General features: G+C 67.2%; 17 protein-coding genes. 6 read left to right on the forward strand and 11 right to left on the reverse strand.

The genetic code is table 11. The features are described 5' to 3' along the window. Positions 1 to 5: 5 nt before the first annotated feature. The 9 genes from octT to A5695_RS07505 all read right to left on the reverse strand — a co-directional run bounded on the left by octT (position 6) and on the right by A5695_RS07505 (position 10,047). Entirely contained in the window at positions 6 to 743 is a 738-nt protein-coding gene (gene octT, locus A5695_RS07465; protein ID WP_068079565.1) for a diglucosylglycerate octanoyltransferase, read from the reverse strand. Further along, the gene (gpgP, locus tag A5695_RS07470) at positions 733 to 1,407 is read right to left on the reverse strand and encodes a glucosyl-3-phosphoglycerate phosphatase (RefSeq protein WP_068079566.1); all 675 of its coding nucleotides are present in this window, start codon (positions 1,405 to 1,407) and stop codon (positions 733 to 735) included. Before gpgP ends, octT begins: the two co-directional genes overlap by 11 nt. Further along, the gene (rsfS, locus tag A5695_RS07475; RefSeq protein WP_068079567.1) at positions 1,404 to 1,793 is read right to left on the reverse strand and encodes a ribosome silencing factor; all 390 of its coding nucleotides are present in this window, start codon (positions 1,791 to 1,793) and stop codon (positions 1,404 to 1,406) included. The genes gpgP and rsfS overlap by 4 nt, the downstream gene beginning before the upstream one ends. Continuing rightward, on the reverse strand, positions 1,790 to 2,446 hold the full coding sequence (nadD, locus tag A5695_RS07480) for a nicotinate-nucleotide adenylyltransferase (RefSeq protein ID WP_255398626.1): 657 nt from the start codon (positions 2,444 to 2,446) through the stop codon (positions 1,790 to 1,792). Before nadD ends, rsfS begins: the two co-directional genes overlap by 4 nt. Before the next feature lie 199 nt (positions 2,447 to 2,645). Then, positions 2,646 to 4,094, reverse strand: coding sequence for a VWA domain-containing protein (locus A5695_RS07485; protein ID WP_068079571.1), 1,449 nt, complete (start codon positions 4,092 to 4,094; stop codon positions 2,646 to 2,648). Between the two features lie 6 nt (positions 4,095 to 4,100). Next, positions 4,101 to 4,976: a MoxR family ATPase gene (locus tag A5695_RS07490; RefSeq protein ID WP_067781981.1), complete on the reverse strand. Its 876-nt coding sequence runs from the start codon at positions 4,974 to 4,976 to the stop codon at positions 4,101 to 4,103. 36 nt (positions 4,977 to 5,012) lie between these two features. Further along, positions 5,013 to 6,272, reverse strand: a complete 1,260-nt coding sequence (locus A5695_RS07495) for a glutamate-5-semialdehyde dehydrogenase (protein WP_068079573.1) — start codon at positions 6,270 to 6,272, stop codon at positions 5,013 to 5,015. Positions 6,273 to 6,376: 104 nt separating this feature from the next. Further along, positions 6,377 to 7,822 carry a mechanosensitive ion channel domain-containing protein gene (locus A5695_RS07500; RefSeq protein WP_068079575.1) on the reverse strand — a complete coding sequence of 482 codons (1,446 nt, stop codon included), beginning with the start codon at positions 7,820 to 7,822 and terminating at the stop codon, positions 6,377 to 6,379. After that, the gene (locus A5695_RS07505) at positions 7,819 to 10,047 is read right to left on the reverse strand and encodes an adenylate/guanylate cyclase domain-containing protein (protein ID WP_068079577.1); all 2,229 of its coding nucleotides are present in this window, start codon (positions 10,045 to 10,047) and stop codon (positions 7,819 to 7,821) included. The genes A5695_RS07500 and A5695_RS07505 overlap by 4 nt, the downstream gene beginning before the upstream one ends. 149 nt (positions 10,048 to 10,196) lie before the next feature. Here A5695_RS07505 and A5695_RS07510 point away from each other — a divergent pair, with 149 nt between their 5' ends. From A5695_RS07510 to A5695_RS07520, 3 genes are all read left to right on the forward strand, one after another. Continuing rightward, positions 10,197 to 10,868 (forward strand): cation transporter, encoded by a 672-nt coding sequence (locus A5695_RS07510; RefSeq protein ID WP_082945895.1) that lies wholly within the window; start codon positions 10,197 to 10,199, stop codon positions 10,866 to 10,868. Positions 10,869 to 10,932: 64 nt separating this feature from the next. Further along, positions 10,933 to 11,811 carry a ribokinase gene (locus A5695_RS07515; protein WP_068079578.1) on the forward strand — a complete coding sequence of 293 codons (879 nt, stop codon included), beginning with the start codon at positions 10,933 to 10,935 and terminating at the stop codon, positions 11,809 to 11,811. Between the two features lie 100 nt (positions 11,812 to 11,911). Beyond that, positions 11,912 to 12,319, forward strand: coding sequence for a hypothetical protein (locus tag A5695_RS07520; RefSeq protein ID WP_068079581.1), 408 nt, complete (start codon positions 11,912 to 11,914; stop codon positions 12,317 to 12,319). Between the two features lie 47 nt (positions 12,320 to 12,366). On the opposite strand, the gene A5695_RS07525 is transcribed toward A5695_RS07520, so the two are convergent. Beyond that, on the reverse strand, positions 12,367 to 14,409 hold the full coding sequence (locus A5695_RS07525; RefSeq protein ID WP_068079584.1) for an NAD(+) synthase: 2,043 nt from the start codon (positions 14,407 to 14,409) through the stop codon (positions 12,367 to 12,369). A 59-nt stretch (positions 14,410 to 14,468) separates the two neighbouring features. On the opposite strand from A5695_RS07525, the gene A5695_RS07530 reads away from it, so the two are divergent. Beyond that, positions 14,469 to 15,008 carry a cysteine hydrolase family protein gene (locus tag A5695_RS07530; protein WP_068079586.1) on the forward strand — a complete coding sequence of 180 codons (540 nt, stop codon included), beginning with the start codon at positions 14,469 to 14,471 and terminating at the stop codon, positions 15,006 to 15,008. 137 nt (positions 15,009 to 15,145) lie between these two features. Continuing rightward, positions 15,146 to 15,994 (forward strand): NAD-dependent deacetylase, encoded by an 849-nt coding sequence (locus tag A5695_RS07535; RefSeq protein ID WP_068079588.1) that lies wholly within the window; start codon positions 15,146 to 15,148, stop codon positions 15,992 to 15,994. On the opposite strand, the gene A5695_RS07540 is transcribed toward A5695_RS07535, so the two are convergent. Beyond that, complete coding sequence (locus tag A5695_RS07540; protein WP_068079590.1) at positions 15,991 to 17,268, reverse strand: cytochrome P450; 1,278 nt, start codon at positions 17,266 to 17,268, stop codon at positions 15,991 to 15,993. The two genes, A5695_RS07535 and A5695_RS07540, sit on opposite strands and share 4 nt — an antisense overlap. 103 nt (positions 17,269 to 17,371) lie before the next feature. Here A5695_RS07540 and A5695_RS07545 point away from each other — a divergent pair, with 103 nt between their 5' ends. Further along, positions 17,372 to 18,022: a TetR/AcrR family transcriptional regulator gene (locus A5695_RS07545; RefSeq protein WP_068079592.1), complete on the forward strand. Its 651-nt coding sequence runs from the start codon at positions 17,372 to 17,374 to the stop codon at positions 18,020 to 18,022. The last annotated feature ends 59 nt before the right edge of the window (positions 18,023 to 18,081 follow it).

The following is an 18,081-nucleotide window of genomic DNA, read 5'->3' on the forward strand; positions in this document are numbered from 1 at the left end:
GGGGGCTACCCGCGCGGCTTATCGGTCGCCACGCCCGCCTCGGCCAGCGCCTTGAGCATCAGCTCGGCAACCGCCTGGTGCGCCTCGAAATTCCAGTGGATGCCGTCCGGATTGCCCCGGCCGGACATGATCTGCTCGGCGACGGCGGCTTTCAGGTCGACGAGGGGCACATCGTGGGTCTGCGCCCACTCGGTGATCGCCGCCACCGTTCCCGGGCGGCCGTGGTGGGCCTGGGCGTAGGTGTCGGCGATGTGCACCGAGGGCAGTGACGCGACGATCGGGATCCCGGGCCGGTTGAAATCGATTGCGCCGCGGGTCTGTTCGAGGTATTCGACGCTGAGGTGCGGGGGCAGCGCCGACCTGGCCACCGGTGAGAGTCGGGGCTGTAGCCAGCCGTAACCGTCGCGAACCCAGCGGCGCAAGCGCGGCGGGCGCACGTAGCGGATGAGTTCCCGCAGCGCGGTCGGCAGCACCGACGGCAGCGAATCCATGCCGCCGGTGGCGAAGATGACGGCGCCCGCCCTGGGCAGCGCCGCCCACGCGCGCGGGTCCTGGGTGGCCGCCCACCAGATGTCGCGGCAGGTCCAGCCGATGCGACCGATGAGCTCGACGTCCCAATCCAACTGTTTGGCAACGATGTTCGGCCAGATGCGGGGATCGTCGGCGGGCAGGCCGCCGGTAGGTCCGTAGTACGCCAGGGAGTCGGCGAAAATCAGCAGCGTCGGTCGTGGCTCAGAGGACATCGTTGGACACCTGCGCCGAAGCGTTCCACACGTCGAGGCGCCAGCGGATCGCATCGAAACTCGCGCCTTGCTCGTTCCAGTGACCGGAAAGCTGGACCCAGCTCGCGTTTCCCATACCGCCCAATACCGGCCAGTTGGCAACCGGAAGTTTGAGCAACGCGGCCGACAGCGCGGCGATCAAGCCGCCGTGAGCCACCAGCACCACCGGGCGATCCGCGTGCTGGGGATCGCCCCATTCCGGTTCGCCGGAGACCAATTCGGCGACCAGTGGCACACTGCGGGCGGCGACGTCGACGCGGCTCTCGCCGCCGTGCGGCGCCCAGGTGGCGTCCTCGCGCCAGGCCAGCCGGGCACCCGGAGCCTGCGCATCCACCTCGGTGTGCGTCAGTCCCTGCCAGTCGCCGAGATGGGTTTCCCGCAACCGCTTGTCCACCCGGATCGGCAGGCCGCTTCGCTCCCCCAGCCTGATCGCCGTGTCGTAGGCGCGATGCAGATCCGACGACACGATCAGCAACGGCTGCAGCTTGCCCAGGACCTCGGCGGCGGCGACCGCTTGGGCGCGGCCGAGTTCGCTAAGTCGGGAATCCAGCTGGCCCTGCATCCTGCTGCCTGCGTTGTACTCGGTTTGCCCGTGCCGCAACATGATCAGCCGACGAATCGTCATGGCGTGGCCGTCGAGTCGTCGGGGTCTTCGGTCAGGTCCACGGACACCACGGGGCAGTCTCCCCACAACCGGTCCAGGGCATAGAACTCGCGGTCTTCCTGGTGCTGGATGTGCACGACGATGTCGCGGTAGTCCAGCAACGTCCAGCGGCCCTCCCGGGTGCCCTCCCGGCGCGCGGGCTTGTAGCCGGCCCTGCGCATCTTCTCCTCGACCTCGTCGACGATGGCGTTGACCTGTCGCTCATTGGACGCCGAGGCGATCACGAAACAGTCCGTGATGACCAGCTGGCCCGACACGTCGATCACGATGACGTCATCTGCCAGTTTCGAGGCGGCCGCGCCGGCGGCCACGGTCGCCATGTCGATGGCCTCCTGCGTGGCGGTCATGTGTTGTTCCCGGCGGGCAGGGTTGATCGGCTCACGGTGTCCTTCGAGTGTTCGCCGGCGCGGTACAGCCGGCGCTTGGAGACGTATTGCACGACGCCGTCGGGCATCAGGTACCACAGGGGCCGGTGTTGTTCGGCGCGCAGCCGGCAATCGGTCGACGAGATGGCCAACGCCGGGATCTCGACGAGCGTCAGCACATCCTCGGCCAGCTCGCCCAGCACACCGGTGATGTGTTCGCGCCGCAGCTCGTATCCGGGCCGGCTGACGCCGACGAATCGCGCCAGGTCGAACATCTCCTGCCAACCCTGCCAGGACAGGATGGAGGCGAGCGCGTCGGCGCCGGTGATGAAGTACAGCTGCGAATCCGGGTTGAGAGCGTGCAGATCCCGCAGGGTGTCCTTGGTGTAGGTGGGACCGGCGCGGTCGATGTCGACCCGGCTCACCGAGAAGCGCGGGTTCGACGCGGTGGCGATCACCGTCATCAGGTACCGGTCCTCGGCCGCGGATACGTGCCGATCCTTTTGCCAGGGCTGGCCGCTGGGCACGAACACCACTTCGTCGAGGTCGAACAGGTCGGCGACCTCGCTGGCGGCAACCAGGTGCCCGTAATGGATGGGATCGAACGTCCCACCCATCACACCTAGCCTGCGCAGCTCCTTTTGCACGATTTGCCAGCTTACTTGAGGCGCCGACCAGGCCCGATTTGGTCACAGCGGCCACAGCAGCCCCGAGCGGGCAGCCGGCCGATCGCGCGACACACGCTGGCGTGACGCTCGGCGCTCGGGGTCACGCTGGCGTGACGCTGGCCATCGTGGGTGGCGCCCCCGTGAAGAGCGACAAGGCGATGGGGGCTCACACCGGCAGCAGTTGGTCGATCACCGCGGCCAACTGCTTGGCCGACCGGCATTCGTGCATCGTGATGACCTCTTGGTAGCGCGGCACCGCCGAGTCGCCGCTGCCCCACAGGTGCTTGGGCTCGGGATTGAGCCAGTGCGCGTGCCGGCTGGCGGTCACCATGTGCGACAGCAGCTCGGTCTCCGGATTGCGGTAGTTGGTGCGCCCGTCGCCCAGAACCAGCAGCGAGCTGCGCGGCGACAGCGCGTTCGGGTGGGCCTGTAGGAACGAGGCGAAGGCGTTGCCGTAGTCGGAGTGCCCGTCACGGCTGTACACGCCGGCCTCCCGGGTGATCCGCTGGATCGCCACGGCTAGGTCGGCTTCCGGGCCGAACATGTGGGTGACCTCGTCGGTCGTGTCGATGAACGCGAAGACCCGAACCCGTGAGAACTGCTGCCGCAGGGCGTGTACCAGGAGCAGGGTGAAGTGACTGAACCCGGCGACCGAACCCGAAACATCGCACAGCACCACCAGTTCCGGCCGGGCCGGGCGGGGCTTGGCCAGCACCACGTCGATCGGCACGCCGCCGGTGGACATCGATTTGCGCAGCGTCTTGCGCAGGTCGATGGTGCCGGCCCGGGAGCGCCGCCGCCGGGCCGCGAGCCGGGTCGCCAGGGTGCGGGCCAGCGGCGCCACGACCCGTTGCATCTGGCGCAGCTGTTCGCCCGAGGCGCGCAGGAATTCGACGTTCTCCGAAAGCTGTGGGATGCCGTACATCTGGACGTGGTCGCGGCCGAGTTGCTCGGCGGTGCGCCGTTTGGTCTCGGCGTCGACCAGTTTGCGTAACTGCGAAATCCGCTGCGCGGCCAGGGCTTTGGCGATCTGCTCCTGGGTTGGCGTGGGCTCGTCGCCGTACGGGGCGAGCAGGCCCGCCAACAGCTTGCCCTCCAATTCGTCCAACGCCATCGCCTTGAGCGCCTGATACGAGGAGAACGAGGGGCCGCGGCTGGAACTGTACTTGCCGTATGCCTCGACGATGCGCGCGATCATCGCGACGAGCCGCTCGTCCATGGCGGCGAGGTCGGGGTTCTCGTTGAGCAGGTCCAGCAACATCTGGCGCATCGCCTCGACGTCGTCGGGCGGCAACGAATCGTCGTCTTGTGGCCCGTCGGCTCCCTCGTCGGCGACCACCGCGCGTGCGCCCAGCGCCGCGGGAAACCACAGGTCGAACATGGCGTCGTAGGTGTCGCGGTGATCGGGTTGGCGCAGCACCGCGCAGGCGATGCCCTCGCGCAGCACCTCCCGGTCGCCCAAGCCGAGCGTCACCATCACCCGGCCGGCGTCCACCGTCTCGGACGGGCCCACCGAAATACCAACTCCGCGAAGCGCTTCGACGAAGCCCACCAGGTGGCCCGGCAGTCCATGCGGGGCGAGCGGCCGGGTGAAGCGGATGCGGCGGGAGGCCATGGGTTCCTAGTTCAACCGGAGTTCGCCGCTTGCGCGCTGCTGATCGGACTGATGCTTGAGCACGACGCCCAACGTGGCGGCAACGACGGCGTCGTCGATGGTGTCCAGGCCCAGCGCCAGCAGGGTGCGACCCCAGTCGATGGTCTCGGCGATGGACGGCACCTTCTTGAGTTGCATGCCGCGCAGCACGCCGATGATGCGCACCAGCTCATCGGCGAGGTGCTGGGGCAGCTCGGGCACGCGCGACAACAGGATGCGGCGCTCCAGTTCGGGACTGGGAAAGTCGATATGCAAGAACAGGCAGCGACGCTTGAGGGCCTCGGACAGCTCCCGGGTCGCGTTGGAGGTCAGCACGACGAACGGCGTCCGTTCCGCGGTGATCGTGCCCAGTTCGGGGACCGTCACCGCGAAGTCGGACAGCACCTCGAGCAGCAGGCCCTCGATTTCGATGTCGGCCTTGTCGGTCTCGTCGATCAGCAGCACGGTGGGCTCGGTGCGCCGGATCGCGGTCAGCAGCGGCCGCTGCAGCAGGAACTCCTCGCTGAATACGTCGTCCTTGGTTTGGTCCCAGTCCCCTGAGCCGGCCTGGATACGAAGTATCTGCTTGGCGTGGTTCCACTCGTACAGGGCGCGTGCCTCATCCACCCCCTCGTAGCACTGCAGGCGGACCAGCCCCGAGTCGGTCGCCTGGGCGACGGCGCGGGCCAGTTCGGTCTTACCGACACCGGCGGGACCCTCCACGAGCAGTGGCTTGCCGAGCCGGTCCGCCAGGAACACGGCGGTGGCGGTGGCGGTGTCGGGCAGGTAACCGGTCTCGGCCAACCGCCGCGACACGTCGTCGATGTCGGCGAACAACGGCTTGGGCCGGGCGGGCACGCTCACTATCTGGGTTCTCCTAAAGCACTTTTCGTCGCGTTGTCAGGTGGGCCGGACTTGCCCGTCACCCCACGCAATCCACTTGGTGGAGGTCAACTCCGGCAGGCCCATCGGGCCGCGCGCATGCAATTTCTGGGTCGAGATACCGATTTCCGCGCCGAAGCCGAACTGCTCACCGTCGGTGAACGCCGTCGACGCGTTGACCATCACCGCGGCCGCGTCGACACCGTCGCTAAACCGTTGGGCGGCAGCCATATTGCTGGTCACGATCGCCTCGGTGTGCCCAGTCCCGTACTCGTTGATGTGAGCGATCGCGGCGTCGATGCCGTCCACCACCGCAACGGCGATGTCCATCGACAGATACTCGCGGCGCAGGTCGTCCTCCCCGGCGTCCGCCGAAACCCCGCCGTGCACGGTCACACCCGCATTCTCGAGGGCGCCAATCAACCGGGGCAGCGCCTTCTTCGCGATCGTGGCGTCCACCAACAGCGTCTCGGCGGCGTTGCAGACGCTGGGGCGGCGGGTCTTGGAGTTCAGCAGGATTCGTTCCGCGAGATCCAGGTCGGCTCCTTCGTGCACGTACACGTGACAGTTGCCGACACCCGTCTCGATGGTGGGCACCTGCGCATCGCGAACCACCGCGTCGATCAGGCTCGCTCCCCCGCGCGGGATCACGACGTCCACCAGCCCGCGGGCCTGAATCAGGTGCGTCACCGTCGAGCGATCGGCGGCCGAAAGCAGTTGCACCGCATCGGCGGGCAGGTCCTCACTGACGAGCGAGGCGCGCAGCACCTGCACCAGCGCCTGATTCGACCGCGCCGCCGACGAACTGCCCCGCAACAGCACCGCATTGCCCGACTTGAGTGCCAGACCGAAGGCGTCCACGGTGACGTTGGGCCTACCCTCATAGATCATGCCGACGACGCCGAGCGGCACGCGCTGTTGCCGCAGATGCAAACCGTTGGGCAGGGTGTAACCCCGCAGCACCTCCCCGACCGGGTCGGGCAGCCCGGCGACCTGGCGCAGGCCGGCGGCGATTCCCTCGACGCGTTTGGAGTCCAACGCCAGCCGGTCGAGCATCGCGGTAGGGGTGCCGGCGGCTTCGGCCGCGCTCAGATCTTCGGCGTTGGCGGACAGAATCAGATCGGTGTGGGCCGCTATCGCGTCGGCCGCGGAGCGTAGCGCCTGGTCCTTGGCCACCGTCGGCAACAATGCCAGGACGCGGGAGGCGACCCGGGCGCGCCGAGCGGCATTGTGGACCTCCCGGCGCAAGTCAGGAAGCGAGGGTGCTTGCAGACTCATTGAACCAGGGTATCGGGCGTTAGCCGGACGAGCGCGGCGGCCCGGGTCTGACGTCATTCGCTGCGCACGTAACGCGCCGCACCGAGATTGCGAGCGTCGGCGGGTCAGCGCAGCGGTTTCGCCGGCTCTGGCGGCGCGACGCCGGCCTGCCCGACCCGGTCGCGGTGGGCCGCCTCTCGTACCTTGGTCTGCCGCTCTTCGATCAGTCGCCCTAAGTCTTGGAGCAGCAACGGTTTACGCATCACGAGGTGCTCGAGGTGCTCACGCTCGATCTGCAGCGCCGTCACCTCGTCCAGCGCGTACGCGCCGGCCAGGTTGGGTTGACGGGTCAGCGCGGTCAGGCCGAGGAACGATCCCTCGTCGAGGATGCTGGCCGGCACCACCGACCCGTCTTCGGTCGTCGCCGTCAACCGGACGCGGCCGGCGATCAGGAAGGTCATGCCGGAGGACACCTGACCGGCGGACTCGATGATTTCGTCGGCACCGTAGCGGACGAGCTTGGCGTACGGCACCAGCGATTGCTGATCGGTGTGACTCAGCCGCAAGGCCGGTGCGACCACCGTGCGCAGCGCTTTCTCCACGCGCCGCCTGGTGGAGTAGTTGTCGTCGGCACCGTCCAGCCGCAGACGGGCCCGCCGCGCGGCGTACCACACCCAGCGCAGGAAGGTGGCTTCGGTGGCTTCCGCGTCGGCGGGCGACATCAGCCTGATCGTGGTGCGGTACTGGGCGCCGCCCAGCGCGACCGTGGTGGGCAAGACCTCGGGTTTGCGGGCCGGCAGCGCACCCGCGACCCGCGTCAACATGGCGCACACCTTGTCCGGGGAATCGCCGGCGGAGAACTTCGTGGTGATGGCGCAGTCGTAGGCGCGCAACGGGCGACTCAGGTTCGTGAACGAGGTGCTGGCCAGCATCGAGTTGGGCATGATGCGGATGCCGCTGCCGGTGTCGATGTGGACGGACCGCCAGTTCACTTCGACGACGCGGCCCCGCGTCGTACCGGTGTCCAGCCAGTCATTGATCCGGAACGGCTGCTCGAACAGCATGAACAAGCCGGAAACGACCTGGCCGACGGAGTTCTGCAGCATCAGGCCGATGACGACCGAGGTGATGCCCAGCGCGGTGAACAGGCCGCCGATCCGGACGCCCCAGATGTAGGAGAGCATCAGCGCCAGGCCCACGCCGATGACTCCGAAGCGGGCGACGTCGATGAAGATGGCGGGCAACCGCTTGCGCCAGCTTTCTGCGGGCGCGCCCTCGAACACGGTGGCATTCAGCGCGGAGAGCACCAACACCAGCACCAGCAGCCCGAAGACCGTGGTGAGGATGCGCACGGAGCCGTCCCCGGCCGGAATCTGCGAAGCCTTGACGACCAAGAGCAGCAGCGCACCCAGCGGCAGCAGGTAGTTGCGCAGCAGGCTTATCTGTCTGGCCAGGTGGCTTCTCCGTCGGACCAGCGCGCGGTGCAACTCGGTGAGCAGGATCAAACAGACCGGGAATCCGACCGCGACCCCGATCGCCCAGTAGAACCACGACGATTCGAACAGGTTCATGATCGCTCCGCCAACCGGTAGATCGCCTGGTCGCTACCGCCGACCGAGATGGTGCCGGCAGGAGCGAACTGGCGCACGTCACGCATCGCCTCGTACACCTGCGATGTGACGTAAATGCCCGATTGGTCTGAACCGCTTTGCATTTGGTAGGCGAGGCTCACCGCGGCGCCCCACATGTCATAGACGAGCCCCGAGCGGCCGACCAGCCCGCTGATGACGTTGCCGGTGCTGATCCCCACTCGAAGGCGCAACTCGTGACCGGTTTGGCTGTTGAACCGCTCGATGACGTGCCGCATTTCGAGCGCGAAGTCAACGCTTCGGTGAATGCTGTCCAGCCGCGGCGTCACCACGCCGCAGCTGGCGAGGTAGCCGTTGTGGAAGGTGCGGATTCGCTCGACGCCGAGAGATTCGGCGGCCGAGTCGAATTGCCGGAAGAGTTCGTCGATGATGCCCACCAGCTCGTCACCGGATAAGTCGACGGACACCTCGTCGAGTCCGACGATCTCGGCGAAGATGACGGCCACGTCTTGGTGTTCCTGCGCGATGGTCTCCTGGCCCTCGCGATATCGCTGGACGACGGATTCGGGCATCAGCGCCAGCAACAAGCGGTCGTTTTCCCGACGCTGTTCGTTGAGCAATTCCTCCTTGATGGCCAGGTTGCGGCTCATCTCGTTGAAAGCCGAAGTCAGCTCGCCGATTTCGTCACGCGTCTGCACCGGGATGTTGACCTCGTAGTCACCGGAGCTGATCTTCTGCGTGCCGGCCTGCAGGCGACGGATCGGGCGCAACATCAGCTGTGCCAGCACCATCGACGCCACGCAGATGGCGAAGATCATGATCGACACCGCAAGCACGAGCGTTCTGCTGAACCGTCCGAGACGCGCAAAGGCATCGGAGTTGTCGCGCGTCGCCAGGATCGACCAATGCAGATCGGAATTCGGCACCGTCAGCGGAGCGTAGGCCTCCAGCTCCCTGTTGCCCAGATAGTCGGTGGCGCTGATGACCCCGGTCTGTCCGTGTTGGGCGGCGCGAAGGCCCGCGGTCGCGACCGGCTGCACCAGCGTCGTGCCACCCAGGCGGATCGCTTCCTCGACCACGTCGGGCGGGGTCCCGGAGGCGATGGCTTCGCGCCGGTATTCCGCCGGGTCCTCGAGGAAAAGCCTTGAGTCAGAACGCATGAGGTTGTCGGCGCCGGCGAGGTATGTCTCCGTTGCCGGACCCATGCCGGCGTCCTCCCAGTGCTTGCCGGCGGTCATGATCTTGTTGATCTTGGAGATCGGCAGGGGCAGGGCCATGACGCCGTTGAATTTGCCGTTCATTCCCACCGGCGACACCACCCACGCCGTGGGAGTGTCGAGTTGCGGCTGGTATGGCTGAAAGTCGGTGATCCAGACGAACTCGAGATCGTTGGAGCGCAAGGCTTTTTGATATGCGTCTCGCAGTTGGGATTCGCGGTACGGGCCGGTGAGAATATTGGTGCCGAGGTCTGGCCCCTTGTTCACCGAAAACACGACGTTGCCCTGCATGTCCAACAGCAGCGCGTCCGGGTATTCGAAGCGGGTGACGATGTCGCGCATGTAGAAGCTGTAGCGGGCGCTGGCCGCCGACCAAGCGCTGCCGTCGCCGGCGTCCTCCACCTTCCTCGCCTCGGCGATCGAGGGGTACGGCGCGGTGTAGTTGGCCTGAAGGTACTTCTGCGCGTTGGAACTCGGGAAGATCGCGTTGCGGTCGAGGTCCTCCCCGGTGATGCGCTTGATCGGCTTGATCATGTTGTTGTCGTAGTAATTGACCAGGGCTTGCTGCTGGGCCGGGGTGATCGTCGCGTTGGACAACTGCGCGAAGCCGTCGGTGAACGCCGTGGTCGCCTCGACGATGCTGAAGCCGCCGCTGTAGACGATCAGGGAATTCGTCACCTCCTTGAACAGCGACTGCACCTGCCGCGCCTGGGACTCACGCAGCTCGGTGAGTCGCTCGGATTCGACTTGGCGCAACGCGTTGCGGCCCGATGACGCCCCGATGAAGCCGATCACCGCGATCGACAGGATGCTGCTCAACAGCAGCATCAGCAGAAGCTTGGATTGCAGGCCGATCCGGAAGAGCCGACGACGGCGAAACTTAGGTCTTTTGCGGGCCTCGCTCGCTTGCGTCACAACCGTTTCGGCCGGGGCGGGCGCCGGTGCGTTCTGGGAAGCCGGTTCAGCGGCTCGTAGCTCGCTCGATGTCACTCGACTTCGCCCTTCCTCGGACAGGCAGCATCGCTCACGCAGCACACTAGCGCGCGCGTCTCAGGATATGGGTGATTGCGGCAAAGCGTTCAAGGCGAAGAACGCTCGGGCCTTCATCAACCCCACGCAGTGCACCTATTCTTGGCGCTATGAGCGACTCGTGTGGGGACGGCTGCGGCGCCACCGACGTGGCAACCATCCGGGGTGCAGAGCGCGACGCCGAGTGGATACGGGCGGCGGGCTGGGCGCGGTGGCTCGCGTGGGCGAGCCTCCTCTGGATGTGCGCGGAGGGAGCGTTCGGACTGTGGCAGGGGTTTACCGTCGGGTCCATCTCGCTGATCGGGTGGGCGCTCGGTAGTGCGGTCGAGGGCCTGGCGAGCGTGATCGTCGTGTGGCGATTCACCGGTGACCGGATGCTGTCGGAGACCTCGGAGCGCCGGGCGCAGCGTGGGGTGGCTATCTCGTTCTGGCTCATCGCGCCCTACATCGCTGTCGAATCGGTCCGGAATCTGCTCACCGGCGCCCGCCCGGGCACGACGGTCATCGGGATCGCCTTGACCGCGGCGGCGCTGGTCTTGATGCCGCTACTCGGATGGGCCAAGCGGCGGCTCGGCGGCCGCCTGAACTCACGCGCCACCGCCGGGGAAGGCACCCAAAACTATCTGTGCGCCGCGCAATCCGCGGCGGTGCTGCTGACGCTCGCCGTCATCGCCTTGTGGCCGGGCGGCTGGTGGCTGGACCCGGCGGTCGGCCTGGTCATCGCCGGCGTCGCGGTCCGCGAGGGTTTCCAAGCGTGGCGCGGCGAGGACTGCGGGTGTTGACACGGCCGCCAAAATTGCTGCACCGCAAACGTTTTAGCCGTTGCTATCGGCTGACGTCGACGTAATGGCGCGCGTCTGTGTGGTCGGCAGCGCGAACATGGACCTGTCGCTGCGCGTCGACACTCTGCCCCGCCCCGGCGAGACTGTGCTGGCCTCGTCGTTGACCTCCGCGCCGGGCGGCAAGGGCGGCAACCAGGCGGTGGCGGCCGCGCGTGCGGGTGCACGGGTGCAATTCGTCGGAGCGGTCGGCGAGGACCCGGCCGCCGCGCGGTTACGCGCCCACCTGCTGGACAACGGGGTGGAGCTGGAGGGCACCGCCGAAGTGCCCGGGCCGAGCGGCATGGCGATCGTCGTTGTCGATGCGAACGCTGAAAACACCATCGTGGTCGCGCCGGGGGCGAACGCGCATCTGACGCTGGACCGCACGGCCGCCCGAACCGCCATCGGCGATTGCGACGTATTATTGACGCAATTGGAAATTCCCGTGCAGGCCGCAGCGACCGCGGCACGGCTGGCCCGTTCGGCCGGCGCCGTCGTCATCGTCAACGCCTCACCATCCGGGCAGGACCCCAGCTCGTTGTCCGAGCTTGCCGCCCTGGCCGATGTGGTCATCGCCAACGAGGCCGAGGCCGACCAATGGCCGTTGCGCCCCGATCACCTGGTGATCACCCTGGGGGCGCGCGGCGCGCGGTATCTGGGCGTCGACGGCGACTTCGCGGTGCCCGCGCCTGCGGTGGCCGCGGTGGACACCACCGGGGCGGGGGACGTGTTCGCCGGCGTGCTCGCCGGAAGCTGGCCACCCGATACGGGTTCGCCCGCCGAGCGGCTGCGCGCGTTGCGGCGCGCCTGCGCCGCGGGCGCGCTGGCGACGCTGGTGACCGGCGCCGGCGACTGCGCACCCGATGCCGAAGCGATCGAGGTGTCGCTCCAATCACTGTCCTGACCTGCGGTTGGCAGCAGTTGGCAGCGCTTGGCGTCGATCTGGCAGTCGTTCGCGGGCAACGTCGGTGGCGATTGCTATCAGCCATCGAGAAAGGAACCTCATGTCCGCTACCACCATTGATCGCACGGGCACCCGGGACGGATTGCTGCGCCTGGCCATGCGCGCCGACGCCGCCATCAGCGGATTGGTCGGTCTGGCCGGCATCCCGCTGGCGGGCCGGCTCGCCGAGCTCTCGGGCACCACGAAGGCGTTCGAGTACGGGATGGGCGCGTTCTTGATCGGCTACGGCGTGGCCGTGTTCGGGCTCGCCACCCTACCGTCGGTGCGCCGCGCCGGCATGGGCGTCATCATCGCCAACCTGCTCTACACGGTGGCCGCCGTCGTGCTGGTGCTCACGGACGTCTTCCCGTTGACCTCGGCCGGCGTCGCGTTGAACCTGGCGGCCGGGGCCTACACGCTAGTGTTCGCGGAGCTGCAATACCAGGGCTGGCGGCGCGCGAGGGGGTAAGCCGGGCGTTCGGGCCCGTCCGGCCGATCCCGGGCGGGCCCTGCGCGCTATTCCTCGGGGACCTGGCGGTCGATCTCGTCGAGCCAGATGCGCGCGGACATGTCCGACGGGGCGCGCCAATCACCGCGCGGTGACAGCGCGCCGCCGTGCGACACCTTCGGGCCGTTGGGCAACGCCGAACGCTTGAATTGGCTGAACGAGTAGAAGCGCTGCACGAAGACCCCGAGCCAATGCCGAATCTCCTTCAGCGAGTATGTCGGTCGCTTGTCCTCGGGGAATCCCGGCGGCCAGTTGCCCCGCTCGGGGTCGCTCCACGCGTGCCACGCCAGAAACGCGATCTTCGAGGGCCGGAACCCGTAGCGCAGCACGTGAAACAGCGAGAAGTCCTGCAGGGCATACGGTCCGACCTTGTCCTCGCTGCTCTGCAGCTCCTCCTCTTCGCCTTTAGGAACCAGCTCCGGGGAGATCTCGGTGTCCAGCACCGACCGCAGCACGTCGGTGACGTCGGATTCAAACTGGCCGGACGAGATCACCCAGCGGATCAGATGCTGGATCAGCGTCTTCGGGACACCGCCGTTGACGTTGTAGTGCGACATCTGGTCGCCGACTCCGTAGGTCGACCAACCGAGCCCGATCTCGGAGAGGTCGCCGGTGCCGAGCACGATGCCGCCACGCTGGTTGGCCAGCCGGAAGAGGTAGTCGGTGCGCAGGCCCGCCTGCACGTTCTCGAAGGTGACGTCGTAAACCTTTTCTCCGCGCCCGAACGGATGGTCCATCTCCTTGAACATCAGCATCGCGGTCTTGGTGATGTCGATCTCGGAGAAGGTGACCCCGAGCGCGCGGCACAACTCGATGGCGTTGCGTTTGGTGCGATCGCCCGTGGCAAAGCCCGGCAGCGTGAACGCGAGAATGTCGCTGCGCGGCCGTTCTTCCCGGTCCATCGCGCGCGCGGCGACGATCAGCGCATGCGTCGAATCCAGGCCGCCGGAGATCCCGATGACGATCTTCGGGTAGTTCAGCGCGCGCAGCCGCTGCTCGAGACCGGAGACCTGAATGTTGTAGGCCTCGTAGCAATCCTGTTCCAGGCGTTCGCGATTGGCCGGGACGAACGGGAAACGCTCGACGTCGCGGCGCAATCCGAGGTCGCCGGCAGGCGGGTCCAGCCGGAAGTCCACGCGCCGGAACGACTCGGCCGCCCCGCGGTGGTGGCGTCGGTTGTCGTCGAATGTCCCCATGCGCAGGCGTTCTGACCGCAGCAGGTCGAGGTCGACGTCGGCGACGCTGCGTCGCTCCCCCTTCGGGAAGCGCTCGGACGAGGCCAGCAGTTCGCCGTTCTCCCACACCATGGTCTGGCCGTCCCAGGCGAGGTCGGTGGTCGACTCGCCCTCGCCCGCGGCGGCATAGACGTAGGCGGCCAGGCAGCGCGCCGACGCCGAGCGGGCCAGCAGGCAGCGGTCCTCGGAGCGGCCGATCGTGATGGGACTGCCGGAAAGGTTGGCCAGCACCGTCGCGCCGGCCAGCGCCGCTTCCGCGCTGGGCGGGATCGGCACGAACATGTCCTCACAGATTTCGACATGCAGAACGAAGCCGGGGATGTCGGAGGCGGCGAACAGCAGGTCGGGGCCGAACGGGACGTCGGTGTCACAGATCCGGATGGTGCCGCGCTCGTCATCTCCAGGCGCGATCTGGCGGCGCTCGTAGAACTCCCGGTAGGTCGGCAGGTAGGACTTCGGCACCACACCCAGCACGGCGCCACGGTGAATCACCACCGCAGTGTTGTAGATGCGATGCCGGTGGCGCAGCGGGGCGCCGATAACGAGGATCGGCAGCAGATCGGTCGAGGACGCGACGATGCTCTCAACGGCGGCCGTCACGTCGTCGAGCAAGAGGTCTTGCATCACGATGTCCTCGATCGAATACCCGGACAACGTGAGCTCCGGGAACACCGCCACCGCGACGCCGTCGTCATGGCACTCGCGCGCCAGCCCCAAGACCGACTCGGCGTTGGCGGCCGGATCACCGATCGTGGTGTGCTGGGTGCACGCGGCAACCCGGACAAACCCCTGGCTGTAAGCGTTGTAAAAGTCCATCGCCCTTCCATTGTCGCCTGACCGGTGTCAACCTGCGGCCGCCGGGTATCCCCTTCATCATGAGCGATACTGCGGTGGTGGTGGTCGACATGATGAACACCTATCAGCATCCCGATGCTGAAGAACTAATACCCAATGTCGGCAAGATCATCGACCCGTTGGCCGATTTGGTCCGGCGCGCACGCGAATCCGACGACGTGGACCTGATCTACGTCAACGACAACTACGGCGATTTCGCCGCCCAGTTCTCCGACATCGTCGGCTCCGCGCTCGATGGTGCCCGGCCCGATCTGGTGAAGCCGCTCGTGCCGTCCGGAGACTGCCGCGTGATGACCAAGGTGCGGCACAGCGCCTTCTATGCAACCGCGCTGGCGTATCTGTTGAACCGGCTGGAGACCAAGCGCCTGGTCATCGCCGGGCAGGTCACCGAGCAGTGCATCCTCTACACCGCACTCGACGCCTACGTGCGCCACTTTCCCGTCGTCATCCCCACCGACGCCATCGCCGGCATCGACGCCGGGCTGGCCGAGGCGGCGTGCAAGATGATGGAGAAGAACATGTCGGCGGAGATCACCACCGCCGCGGACTGCCTGGGTTAGTCAGCGCGCACCGGCAGGGGCCGGTAGCGACCGACAGGCGCGTGATCGCCGGCGCGGCGCGCCGGTAGCGCCGCTCGTCGCGGTGACCACTTCTCAAGGGAGACGTCGGATGCTCGGCGACCCGTACCCTCGAAGAGATGACCACCCGATGCGCCGAATCGCCGGAGTTGGTCGCGTTGCTGGCCGGTCGCCGGATCGCGGTGCTGACGGGCGCCGGTCTTTCCACCGACTCCGGCATTCCCGACTACCGCGGGCCCGATTCGCCGCCCAGCAATCCCATGACGATCCGTCAGTTCACCTCGGATCCGGCGTTCCGGCAGCGTTACTGGGCGCGCAACCACATCGGCTGGCGACACATGGACGACACGCTGCCCAACGCCGGACACCGGGCGTTGGCCGCGCTCGAGCGGGCTTCGGTGGTGACCGGGTTGATCACCCAGAACGTCGACCTGCTGCACACCAAGGCGGGCAGCGCCAACGTCGTCAACCTGCACGGCACCTACGCGCGGGTGGTCTGCCTGGGTTGCGGATACACCATGAGCCGCGCCGCGCTGGCCGATCAGCTGGAAGCGCTCAACCCGGGATTCATCGAACGCGCCGAAGCGGTCGGCGGTCTGGCGGTCGCCCCCGACGCCGACGCCGTGGTCGCCGACACCGCCTCGTTCCGCTATCTCGACTGCCCAAGCTGCGGCGGAATGCTCAAACCGGACATCGTCTACTTCGGCGAAAGTGTGACCAAAGCCGTTGTCGATCAAGCATATTCACTGGTGGACGAAGCCGACGCGCTGCTGGTCGCCGGCTCCTCGCTCACGGTGTTCTCCGGTTACCGGTTCGCGCGCCACGCCGCCGCGCTCGGTACCCCGATCGCCATCATCAACCGCGGCCCTACCCGCGGCGATGACCTGGCCAGCGTCAAGGTCGACGGCGGCTGCTCCGAGCTGCTGACGTTGCTTGTCGACGAGTTATCGCCGCTCGCAATGCTTTAGAACGTGCACGGCATGCTGCGGATGGCGTGCACGAAATTGCCCGCCACGTAGGCGGGGTCGCCCGCCTGGATGTCCGGCAGCTGCCGCAACAGCTCGGAGAAGATGGCCCGCAGCTGCGCCCTGGCCACATGGGCGCCCAGGCAGAAGTGCAGGCCGCCGCCGCCGAAGCCAACGTGTGGGTTGGGATTGCGGCTCAGGTCCAATCGCTCGGGATGGTCGAACACCTCGGTGTCCCAATTGCCGGACGGGTAGAACATCACCACCTTCTCCCCCGCCCGGATCGTCTGGTCGCCCAGCTCGAAATCCGTTGCAGCCGTGCGGCGGAAGGTCATGACGGGGCTGGCCCAGCGGACGAATTCCTCGACTGCCGTTCCTATCCGGTTGTCGAAATCCTCCAGCAACCAGGCTCTTTGGTCTCCGAAGTCGGTGAGGGCTTTCATCGCGTGGCTGGTGGTCTGACGGGTGGTGTCGTTGGCGGCCACGGAAAGCAGCACGAAGAAGGCGGCCACCTCCGCGTCGGTCAGCCGGTCACCGTCGACCTCCGCGTTCACCAGGCCGCTGAACAGGTCGTCTCCGGGATGATCGCGGCGCTCGGCGGCGAGTGCGCCGGCGATTTGGTGCAGGTACCCCTGGTTTTCGAGCAGAACCTCAAGGGGATGGCGGCCGTCGAGGTAAATGGGGTCGGCCCAGGACACCAGCGCGTCGGCAGCGTGCGCCACCCGCTCTCGCTCAGATTCCGGGATCCCCACCATGTCCGACAGGGTGCGGATCGGCAGTTGCTTGGCGCAGTGCTCGACGAAGTCCGCGCCGCTGCCCGCGGCGCGCAACTCGTCGACGATCGCCCTCGCGTTCGCCTTGATCGAGTCCTCGACGCGGCGGATCTGGCGTGGGGTGAACGCGGCGCTGACCAGCTTGCGCAGCTTGGTGTGCCGAGGCGGATCCATCGCCAGGAACGACTGGCTAGCTTCGAGCAGTTCCACCGGGATGCTCTCGAACATCACCCCCTGGCCGGACAGGAACACCTCATTGTTGCGGCTGACGGTGGCGATGTCGGCGCGGCGGGTGACCGCCCAGTAGCCGCGGTCGTCGGGATCGGGCATCAGCGCGTCCTGGACCGGCGGGTGCCAGCTCACCGGTCGTTCGGCCCGCAGCACCGCGAACGACCGTTCCCGCTCGGCCGCCGTCGTCGACCAGAACGCGCGCGAGGACAGGTCGATGGGGTCATACGGGCGGCCCGGCCTTGCGTTGCCCGACGTCCCGGTCATCACGGTCATGGCGATCCTCCGTTGGATATGACCTCGGTCACAGACTGTCAGCGACGATATTCCTAGACATAGTGTCTAGTCAAGGCGTCCAGGAGCGCCGTATGCTGGAGAAATGCCATCGGTCACCCGGAAGCCGCAGGCCAACCGCGAACAGGAGCGGCAGCAGCGAAGAGAGCAAATCGAGCGCCGGCTGCTGGACGCCACCGAGCGACTGATGCGCGACGGCGCCAGTTTCACCGAGCTCAGCGTGGACCGGCTGTCGAGCGCGGCCGACATTTCGCGCGCGAGTTTCTATATCTACTTCGAGGACAAGGGGCACCTGTTGCGCCGCCTGGCCAATCAGGTGTTCGCCGACCTCGCGGACAGCGCGGACCGCTGGTGGAGCGTGGCGGGGCGGCACGATCCTGGCGACGTCCGCGCCGCGATGGACGGCATCATCGCCAGCTATCGGCGTCACCAACCGGTGTTGGTCGCCCTCAACGAGATGGCCGGCTATGACCCGCTGGTCGCGGCGGCCTACCGCAACCTGTTGACCGCTATCACCGGGCGGTTGACCCGGGTGATCGAAGACGGTCAGGCCGATGGCTCGATTCGGCCGGGTTTGCCCGCAGCCACCACCGCCAGCGCTCTGACGTGGATGGTCGAGCGCGCTTGCCAACAGAACCTGCCGACCGCGTCCGCCGGGTACGACGGCGAACTGGCCGCCACGCTGGCCGAGATCGTTTGGGGCGCGCTATATCTCAAGGCAACCTCGGCCGACTGATGCGCCGGTGCGGGTGTGACGAACACGATATAGTTAATGCCCTAACTATTCGTTTACCA

It is taken from the genome of Mycobacterium sp. E1747 (genome assembly GCF_001667775.1).
Taxonomy (GTDB): Bacteria; Actinomycetota; Actinomycetes; order Mycobacteriales; family Mycobacteriaceae; genus Mycobacterium.

Bases quoted from the DNA above. Each gene is read 5' to 3' on its own strand.
- A5695_RS07520 (WP_068079581.1), top strand. From the start codon at position 11,912: ATGTCCGCTACCACCATTGATCGCACGGGCACCCGGGACGGATTGCTG.
- A5695_RS07545 (WP_068079592.1), top strand. From the start codon at position 17,372: ATGCCATCGGTCACCCGGAAGCCGCAGGCCAACCGCGAACAGGAGCGG.
- A5695_RS07540 (WP_068079590.1), bottom strand. From the start codon at position 17,268: ATGACCGTGATGACCGGGACGTCGGGCAACGCAAGGCCGGGCCGCCCG.
- A5695_RS07515 (WP_068079578.1), top strand. From the start codon at position 10,933: ATGGCGCGCGTCTGTGTGGTCGGCAGCGCGAACATGGACCTGTCGCTG.
- A5695_RS07530 (WP_068079586.1), top strand. From the start codon at position 14,469: ATGAGCGATACTGCGGTGGTGGTGGTCGACATGATGAACACCTATCAG.
- A5695_RS07525 (WP_068079584.1), bottom strand. From the start codon at position 14,409: ATGGACTTTTACAACGCTTACAGCCAGGGGTTTGTCCGGGTTGCCGCG.
- A5695_RS07535 (WP_068079588.1), top strand. From the start codon at position 15,146: ATGACCACCCGATGCGCCGAATCGCCGGAGTTGGTCGCGTTGCTGGCC.
- A5695_RS07510 (WP_082945895.1), top strand. From the start codon at position 10,197: ATGAGCGACTCGTGTGGGGACGGCTGCGGCGCCACCGACGTGGCAACC.
- A5695_RS07485 (WP_068079571.1), bottom strand. From the start codon at position 4,094: ATGGCCTCCCGCCGCATCCGCTTCACCCGGCCGCTCGCCCCGCATGGA.
- gpgP (WP_068079566.1), bottom strand. From the start codon at position 1,407: ATGACGATTCGTCGGCTGATCATGTTGCGGCACGGGCAAACCGAGTAC.
- octT (WP_068079565.1), bottom strand. From the start codon at position 743: ATGTCCTCTGAGCCACGACCGACGCTGCTGATTTTCGCCGACTCCCTG.
- A5695_RS07500 (WP_068079575.1), bottom strand. From the start codon at position 7,822: ATGAACCTGTTCGAATCGTCGTGGTTCTACTGGGCGATCGGGGTCGCG.
- A5695_RS07495 (WP_068079573.1), bottom strand. From the start codon at position 6,272: ATGAGTCTGCAAGCACCCTCGCTTCCTGACTTGCGCCGGGAGGTCCAC.
- rsfS (WP_068079567.1), bottom strand. From the start codon at position 1,793: ATGACCGCCACGCAGGAGGCCATCGACATGGCGACCGTGGCCGCCGGC.